Below are 2,474 nucleotides of genomic sequence, written 5' to 3'. Positions count from 1 at the left end.
ACCGGATCGAAGATCTCCTGCCGGTGGTTCAACTGCATGTTCGTCAGACCCCGGTACGGCGTCACCACACCCTTCGGGCGACCCGTCGACCCCGAGGTGAAGATCACGTACGCCGCCGCGTCCAGATCGGCGGTGCGGCCGAGCGAGGCAGCGGGCAGGGCCGCGAGCTCGGCGGCGATCTCCGGGGAGTCCAGCAGGATCCGCGCGACTCCGGGCGCCTCGGGCATCCGGGCCTCGGCGGTGGCACTGGTCACCAGGCAGACCGGGGCGGTGTCCTCGACCATGAACGCCAGCCGGTCCACCGGGTAGTCCAACTCCAACGGCAGGTACGCCGCACCCGTACGCAGCACCGCGAACAACGACGCCACCATGTCCAGCGAACGCGGCAGACCCAGCGCCACCACCGTCTCCGGACCGGCACCCCGCGCCACGAACAACCGCGCCAACCGGTTCACCCGCGCGTCCAACTCCGCGTACGTCCACGACACGTCGCCCTGCACCAGCGCCACGTCATCCGGCACCAGCACCGCACGCTCCGCCAGCAGATCCGCCACCGACGCCTCCGGCAGCTCACGACCCGTCGCCGCCCACTCCCCCAACAACCCGCGCTCACCCGACGTCAACACGTCGAGGCTGCCGATGCGGCGGCCCGGGTCGGTGGCGACCTGCTCCAGCACGGCGAGCAGTCGCTCGACCAGCGCCTCGGCGGTGGCCCGCTCGTAGAGGTCGGCGGCGTACTCGAAGGCGATGTCGATCTCCTCGGCGGAGGAGGTCTCCTCGAAGTTGAAGTCGAGTTCGAACTTCGCGGCGCCCAGCTCGAAGGGCAGGATGCGGCTCTCCAGGCCGAGCAGCCGGCCCGCCTGCCCGTCGTTGTGCTGGTAGCCGAGCATCACCTGGAAGAGCGGGTGGCGCCCGGGCACGCGCGGCGGGTTGACGGCCTCGACGAGCCGGTCGAAGGGCAGGTCCTGGTGGGCGAAGGCGGCCAGGTCGGCGTCCCGGGTGCGGGCCAGCAGGTCCGCGAAGGTCGGGTCGCCGGACAGGTCGTTGCGCAGCACCAGGGTGTTGACGAAGAAACCGACCAGGTCGTCCAGTCCGGCGTCGGAGCGGCCGGCCACCGGGGCGCCGAGCGGGATGTCGTTCCCGGCGCCGAGGCGGTGCAGCAGGGTCGCCACGGCGGCCTGGAGCACCATGAAGGTCGTGGTGCCGGTGGCCCGGGCGGCCTCGCGCAGCCCCCGGTAGACGGCCGGCGGCACCTGGGCGTACACGGTGTCACCGCGGTAGCCGGCCACCGGCGTGCGCGGGTGGTCGGTCGGCAGCGGCAGTTCCTCGGGCAGGCCGGCCAGGGCCTGCTTCCAGTAGGCCGCCTGGCGGGAGTGCAGGCTCTGCGGGTCGTCGTCGGCGCCGAGCAGTTCCTGCTGCCACAGCGTGTAGTCGGCGTACTGGACGGGCAGCGGCGACCAGGTCGGGGCGGTGCCGGCGGCGTGCGCGGTGTAGGCGGCCGTCAGGTCCTCGATGAAGGGCAGCATCGACCACTCGTCGCCGGCGATGTGGTGGAAGAGCAGGACGACGGCGTGGTCCTCGGGACCGACCTCCAGCAGGGTGACGCGCAGCGGCGCCTCGGCCGAGAGGTCGAAGCCGTACCGGACGGCGGCCTCGACGTCCGCGGCCAGGGTCCGCTCGCCGGAGCGGACCACGTGGACGGCGTCGGCCAGCGCCGGGGCGTCCTGGACCTGCTGGAAGACGGATCCGTCGCGCTCGGTGAAGACGGTGCGCAGGCTCTCGTGGCGTCCGGTCACCGCACGGACGGCGGCGCGCAGGGCGTCGACGTCGAGCGCGCCGGTGACGCGGACGACCAGCGGCACGTTGTAGGCGGCACCGGAGTCGTCGAGGTTCTGCAGGAACCACATCCGGCGCTGGGCGTGCGAGAGCGGCAGGTCGGCGGTCCGCTCGCGGCGGCCGAGCGCCGGGCGCCGCTCGCCGTCGCCGCCCGCGCGGTGGGCCAGGCCCGCCGGGGTCGGCGCCTCGAAGAGGTCGCGGACCGTCAGCGGGCTGCCGAGCAGGGTGCGGACGCGGGTGACCAGGCGGGTGGCGAGCAGCGAGTGCCCGCCGAGGTCGAAGAAGTGGTCCTCGGGCCCGACCTCGGCCAGGCCGAGCACCTCGGCGAACGCGCCGCAGAGGATCTCCTCGCGGGCGTCGCGCGGGGCGCGGCCGGCCGAGGCGGTGTCGGGGACGGGCAGGGCCTTGCGGTCGAGCTTGCCGTTGACGGTCAGCGGCAGCGCGTCCAGCACGACGAACGCCGACGGGACCATGTACTCGGGCAGGCGCCGGGCGAGGGCGTTGCGCACCCCGGCGACGTCGAGGCCGGTGCCGGCGGGGACGAGGTAGGCGGCGAGGCGCTTGACGCCCGGGGTGTCCTCACGGACCACCACCGCCGCCTGCGCCACCTCCTCGTGCGCCGCGATCGCGTCCTCGAT

1 protein-coding gene is annotated in these 2,474 nt (G+C 73.8%); it reads right to left on the bottom strand.

Going from position 1 to position 2,474, the window contains the following annotated elements:
- Positions 1–2,474, bottom strand: a 2,474-nt coding sequence (locus ACIQVZ_RS42365) for a condensation domain-containing protein (RefSeq protein ID WP_402458514.1), incomplete at both ends; no start/stop codon positions are given.

Source organism: Kitasatospora sp. NPDC098663, assembly GCF_044760075.1.
Classification (GTDB): domain Bacteria; phylum Actinomycetota; class Actinomycetes; order Streptomycetales; family Streptomycetaceae; genus Kitasatospora.
The sequence above is the reverse complement of the archived record's forward strand: the minus strand, read 5'-3'. Positions and strand labels throughout refer to the sequence as shown.